General features: G+C 47.0%; 4 protein-coding genes. All 4 read left to right on the top strand.

Annotated elements, in window-relative coordinates; all coding sequences use genetic code 11:
- The first annotated feature begins 143 nt into the window (after window positions 1-143).
- Window positions 144-1,571 carry a glycosyltransferase gene (locus BZG82_RS15665; RefSeq protein WP_077766278.1) on the top strand — a complete coding sequence of 476 codons (1,428 nt, stop codon included), beginning with the start codon at window positions 144-146 and terminating at the stop codon, window positions 1,569-1,571.
- A 61-nt stretch (window positions 1,572-1,632) separates the two neighbouring features.
- Window positions 1,633-2,529, top strand: a complete 897-nt coding sequence (gene galU, locus BZG82_RS15660) for a UTP--glucose-1-phosphate uridylyltransferase GalU (protein ID WP_077766277.1) — start codon at window positions 1,633-1,635, stop codon at window positions 2,527-2,529.
- Between the two features lie 121 nt (window positions 2,530-2,650).
- On the top strand, window positions 2,651-4,144 hold the full coding sequence (locus tag BZG82_RS15655) for a methyltransferase domain-containing protein (RefSeq protein ID WP_077766276.1): 1,494 nt from the start codon (window positions 2,651-2,653) through the stop codon (window positions 4,142-4,144).
- 9 nt (window positions 4,145-4,153) lie between these two features.
- Window positions 4,154-6,100, top strand: a 1,947-nt coding sequence (locus BZG82_RS15650; RefSeq protein WP_077766275.1) for a glycosyltransferase family 2 protein, incomplete at its 3' end; no start/stop codon positions are given.

The following is a 6,100-nucleotide window of genomic DNA, read 5'->3' as shown; positions in this document are numbered from 1 at the left end:
TAAACGCATATGCTGGTTTTAGAGTAACATGCAGGAAACCAAACGAAGTGTTGGAAAAACAGACTGTTTCCTTTGCGTGTAACGGATATAAGATAGAGGGTGATATTTTAGTATGACACTGTTATTTTTGATTTTTACTATGTATGAATTTATCATTGGGTAATTCTTTCACTCGAGTAAATCAGTGGGATTCTGCAGCTCAACATTATATCGACTATTTGCCACTTTGCCCTGACATATTACGTTCGTCGGTATTGTTTAATCTTGCCTATTGCTTACAACGTGTGCCTCAATTGCGATTAGACGATAATAAGGTGGCTGTATGTAGCTGGGAGCTATCTCATAATCCTGCTGGGCGCGCGGTGACTTTAGCCGAGGCTTACGCTACTCAAGGTCAGCCGGTAGATATTATAGGTTGTTTGTTTACACGTTGGGGCGGCACGTTGTGGCCGCCCATCAGCAATCTACCTTTTTCCTTGCATACGTTCCAAGTGAGCGAGGAAAACCATTTTATAGAGCAAGCGATTGAGTTTGTATTACATCATCCCTATCAGAGAGTACATCTTTCTAAGCCACGGTTACCCAACTTAGTTTTAGGTTGCTTATATGAGTGGATTTGGGGTGCTGACATTGTGGTTGATATTGATGATGAGGAGTTAGGATTTTCTCAATCAACTGAGACAGAAGGATGGGATGCCCTACAAAGGCAAGGTATTTCGTTACCTGAGTTAAAGAATCTTCACAACGGCCGATGGACTCGTTTATCGGTTGCAGAGTGTTTGCGTTGGCCTGTGATCAGTGTTTCTAATCCAGCACTACAAGCACGATATGGCGGTCATTTACTGCCTCATGTACGTGATGAAAAAAAGTTCTATTATAACCCTCAACGTTATCAGCGTAGCCGAAAGGCTCTTCATGTAGCGGCTGAGCAAAAAGTGGTTATGTTTTGCGGTACACCAAGACGCCATAAAGGCCTACTAGAGACTGCACGAGCGATTGCTCAATTGCAGCGGAGCGACGTGGTTTTTATGATTGTCGGCGATTTTGATGATCCAACTTTAAAGCAAGAGTTGTTGTCTATTAAGGACGTAGAGTATCGTTTTTTAGCTAACCAAGATTATTTTTCCTTGCCCGATGTGTTAGCTGCAGCCGATGTTTGTGTATTGATGCAATCGAGTGACAGTATGGTGGCTGAATACCAGTTGCCAGCAAAAATGGTGGATGCGATAGGCTTAGGTATTAGTGTATTGGCGCAAGTTACACCAGCCACTGAGTTTTTAGCTGCAGCCAAGGTGGTAGTTCCGGTTACGGAATCAGATTTGGTAGCACAACTAGCTGCAACCTTGCAGCGAAGTGAGGCTCAACGGTGTCATGATATTGAGCGACAGCAAGCTTATTTTCAGGATCATTTATCCTTGGGCAGCTTAGAGTCGTTGAATGAAATGTGGCCTTCCCTTCCCCAAAGTTATCGGCCGAGATTAAGTGAAGCGTGTCGCAAGTGGCTAGAAAACCCTAGCTTAGAGACTTTGCTCAATTGGCACGCTCAAAAAGAAAGAGTTACTCATCGATAATATGGTCTTTAGCCTAAATATTAAATTGTAAAATAATTGTCAGTTCTAGGAGAGTCCTTTCATGATTAAAAAATGTTTGTTCCCTGCCGCTGGTTATGGCACGCGCTTTTTACCGGCAACAAAATCTATGCCAAAAGAAATGATGCCGGTGGTGAACAAGCCGTTGATTGAGTATGGCGTAGATGAAGCCATTCAAGCCGGTATGAACGATATGTGTGTGGTTACTGGCCGTGGCAAACAGGCGTTGATGGACCATTTTGATAAGAACTATGAGTTAGAACATCAAATTCAAGGCACCAGTAAAGAGGCCCTGCTAGATGATATTCGTGGTTTGATTGACTCCGCGAATTTTACTTTTATTCGTCAACGTGAAATGAAAGGCCTTGGCCATGCCATTTTGACTGGCCGTCCTTTGATTGGTGATGAACCTTTTGCAGTCGTGTTAGCCGATGATTTGTGCGTGAATGAGCAACAAGGCGTATTGGCGCAAATGGTGGCCTTGTATAACCAGTTCCGTTGCACCATTGTGGCGGTACAAGAGGTGCCAGAGGACCAAGCGCATAAATATGGTGTGATTTCAGGGCAAGCGATTAAAGATGATTTGTTCCGGGTTGATGATATGGTTGAAAAACCAGAGCCCGGCACGGCGCCGAGTAACCTCGCTATTATTGGCCGTTATATACTTACCCCTGATATTTTTGAATTAATTGAGCAAACCGAGCCAGGCAAGGGCGGCGAAATTCAAATTACCGATGCGCTGCTCAAGCAGGCTCAAGCAGGGTGTGTGCTGGCTTACAAATTTAAAGGCGAGCGTTTTGATTGTGGTAGTGTTGAAGGGTATATTGATGCCACAAACTACTGTTTTGAGCAGGTGTATAAAAAAGATCATAATACGCCTATCTCACAGCAGCCTACCGTGAAGGTGGCACAAGGTGCACCAGAAACAGAAACAGCCTAGCTGATCAGTATGGTGCGCTGCCTAGGTTTGGGGCGCACCATCATTTGCTTTAGCTTATTGGGCTGTTGCCGTGTTCGATTAACGTGCAACGAAAGTTGCGCCCCAACATAGTGTTAATTCTATGCAGTATCAAACCTTTCCCGGTGTTAAGGGAGGGTCTAAATCATTAGACAAGTTAGCCGCGCTTCGATTACCTGATTTACACGCGAAACGATTTTTAGATGTCGGGTGTAATGAGGGTTTTTTTTGTGGTTATGCGCTTTTTGAAGGCGCAAAAAGTGTGATAGGGATCGATCAATCACAAGAAGCGATTGGAAGGGCATCGTTGCGGTTTCCTGAGGGAAAATTCTTGTGCCAGTCTTGGCAAACATTGCCCGAAGGTCCTTTCGATGTGATCACCTTTTTGTCTGCGTTACATTATGCAGACGATCAAGAAGCTTTGATCCATCAAATAATGCAACAGCTTGACCCCCAAGGGGTTTTGGTGCTTGAAATTAGTATTGCTCCCGGGAGCAAAGATGCGTTTATACCGGTAAAACGTGCGATCGATGAGCGTTTATTTCCTACCCGAGTGAAGCTTGGCAGCATGCTTAAAGACTATGCGTGGAAAGTGGTCGGTCATAGCGTCAAGCAAGCCGGTGATCCATTACAACGTTATGTGGTGCATGTACGAAAATGCCGCCCTTATGCGTATTTGCTGATGGATAAACCGGGCACGGGTAAAAGCACCATCGCACGGCGTTTATTTGAGCAAACCGACATTAAGACGTTATCGGGCGATCAATGCTATTACCGTATTAAACAACGCCAGCTTGCATGCAGCCCCGCCATACAAGCGATTGTTGATGAGCTCTACACCTCGGCAACAATTGATAAAGTGACGAAAAAGATCTTCGAGCAAGGTTTGCATCAAGAGCTTGTGGCGATGTGGAGAGAGCAAGCCGGTTTTACAGACGTTGCGTTGGACTCCTTTGTTCCTGAGTCGTATCGCGCAGACATTGCTCAGGCATTTTTTGATAGCGGCTATTTTCCGGTAGAACTGCAGTGGCCACAGGCGCACGCATTGGGGGTGCCAGCTCGTACTCCCGAACGTGCCAGTGCGTATGCCAAGCATTTGGCAAAAAACTCGCTGAGTGAGCAGGCAAAGTGTGTACGCGTAACGCGCCAGTTGCCTGAACAATGGCGTGATCGTGTGTGTTTTCATTTAGACTCGCCCGTGAATAATCAGCTCATTGTTGAAGAGAATACATTGCGGCTGTCCGGCTGGGCCGGTTGGCTGGATGAAACGGAAAGCCCATTGCAGTTAGTGGTCAGCCAAGGAACAAAACGTGAAACCTTTGCGTTTGCACGCGAGCGAAAAGATGTACTCGCGACCTTGTTCCCGGATAAAAACTATCCGTCAGCGTATTGGCAGCAATCGCCGTGCGGCTTTAGTGTGAGATATCAGTTAGATGAACAAAGCGATGCGCCTGTGCAGTTGTCGTTACAGACCGATGCGCACTGTGTGCCTATCGCGAGTGTTCAACTGACAGTGTCAAATGGCGAGCCGCTTTCATCGACGAGTTATCAACAGCGCGCTAAACGCTGGCTAAAACGTTGTCTTACTCATGGTTGATGTATTGTTATGAGTCGTTCTTTTCTTGTACGCGCCAAGCATCGCTTGGCGCTTTTTTTTGGTTCGTCGTCTGGTATGGCGTCGTCTAGTGTGGCGCGTTCGGATACCTTTGATGCAGCGCTTACCACAGTGCTTGGTTCTCCTTATTTTGATCTCAGTTGGTACAAAAAGGCGCAGCAGCTACCTTGTGATTTAAGCGATAAGGCCTGTGCTGAACACTATATAGAGCATGCCACGCAGGGAGCCGACCCCGGGCCGACGTTTTCATCTCAGTTTTACTTGGCGATGTATCCAGATGTTGCGCAGGCCGGTATCAATCCGTTGTTGCACTATAGTTACCACGGCTGCCATGAAGGGCGATTGGTTAACCAACAGCAGTGGGAAGAAACGTATCAGCTTAAACAGGTCAGAGATGCGCTTTGGGGAGGCTTTTCGCAGACTGCACTCGCTCAGTTGACGAGTTGGGCAAAGCCTTCAACGACGTCGAGGCGGTTGGCTTTTTACAGTTACTACGAGTTGGCGCGATGGGCTTTTTTCCATCAACAGTGGTGTGCCTATCGCACATACTCAGCATCCTTGTTGCCGCTTGCAGACGACTACCATGAGCGAAAAGCGGCGATACTGTTACATGCCTTCGCGCACTATCGTTGTGATGGGGTGGCAGCAATGCACGACGTATTGGCGCCATTTTTAGCTCAATGGCAGCAAGACGCTGATTTTATGTTGGCGTGGGCGAATGCTCACAGTGAGGATCAGCAACGTTTATCCATGCTTAATCACGTCTTTGAACGCCATGAGTTTGCGCCCATCAAAACATTCAATAGCGATGATTGTCTACTGCTCCGCAATGTGACGACCTTACCGACAACACCGGTCGAGGGCCCGTTAGTGACGGTGATTATCCCCGTTTATAATGCGGAAGATAGCATTGATATTGCCCTTTCATCCTTGGTTGCCCAACGGTGGCAATCTCTGCAGATATTGGTTATCGATGATGCCTCGGATGATAATACGGTCGCTAAGGTGAAGGCTTGGCAAGCACGGGATGCACGTATTGAATTGTTACGTCAGCCTTCTAACCAAGGTGCCTATGCGGCGCGGAATGCCGGTGCCAAGGCTGCTCGAGGGGATTTTATTACCACCCATGATGCAGATGACTGGTCGCACCCTGAGAAAATCGCCCAACAAATGACGTATTTGCTTGCCCATGCAGACGTGATGGGAGTCTGCACTCATTGGGTGCGGGTAGATGCGCAGTTGCGCGTGACCCAAAATTGGCGTCCAAGTGAAAAGCTTATTCACTATAGTCACTCGTCGTTTTTGTTCCGTCAGCAGGTTTTGGCTGAGGTTGGCATGTGGGATCCGGTTCGCTGTGCTGCGGATACGGATTTAATCAAGCGTGTGACTGCCTTTTATGGTCAGCATGCGGTGGCTAAGATCTTGCCGGATGTTCCATTGGCGTTTGCACTGGATCAAGCTTCGTCACTGACACGTCAATCTATCTCGCATGTACGAAGTGTGTATTTTGGCTTGCGGGCCGTTTATCACCAAGTAAGAGGGTTGGTGCGTGACGTACAACCCGAGTCTCTCTCAAGAGCCGATACGTTGATCCCACAAACGATGTTGAGAGGCCGAGAGAATGATCACACCTTTGATGTGCTGCTTGTCGCGGATTTTTCTCTCGTTACGCCAGAGAGACCGGGTTGGGTTGAAAAACTTAATCAGGCGCTGGTCGCCGATCAAAAGATCGCACTATTTCATTGGCCGAGCATGGAAAGATGTACCCGCCCATTTCATGCTTCTCTCATTAAAGCATTAGATTCTGACCAGTGTCGCTTTGTGGTTGGAAATGAGCAATGTGCGGTTCATTCTGTATGGATTAGTGGGGAAGTGTCACTAGAAAATAAGATCGATCAGCGACCAATATTGACTCAGGTCAATGAGATATTTATAGAT

Origin of the sequence: Salinivibrio sp. PR5, assembly GCF_001996085.1 — a bacterium.
Lineage (GTDB): Bacteria > Pseudomonadota > Gammaproteobacteria > Enterobacterales > Vibrionaceae > Salinivibrio > Salinivibrio proteolyticus.
Note: the sequence above shows the minus strand (reverse complement) of the source record. Positions and strands in the feature narration are given on the sequence as shown.